Annotated in this window: 1 protein-coding gene; it reads left to right on the forward strand. The window is 59.2% G+C overall.

The genetic code is table 11. From position 1 onward, the window contains the following. The coding region (locus tag EU800_RS26685; protein WP_242500846.1) for a reverse transcriptase domain-containing protein at positions 1 to 233 on the forward strand (233 nt) is incomplete at both ends.

The following is a 233-nucleotide window of genomic DNA, read 5'->3' on the forward strand; positions in this document are numbered from 1 at the left end:
TGGCGCGGCAGCGATGCTGGCGTTACGACTGGGTTCTTGATCTCGACATCAAGGCTTTCTTCGACAGCATCGAGCCGGACCTTCTGATGCGGGCAGTGCGTCAGCACACCAATTGCCCATGGGTGCTTTTGTACATCGAAAGATGGCTGAAGGCGCCGGTGCAGATGCCGGACGGAAGTATCGTCGGAAGGGAACGAGGCACACCGCAGGGTGGGGTAATCAGCCCTCTGCTG

This window comes from Tropicimonas sp. IMCC6043 (assembly GCF_004146235.1).
Taxonomy (GTDB): Bacteria; Pseudomonadota; Alphaproteobacteria; order Rhodobacterales; family Rhodobacteraceae; genus Tropicimonas.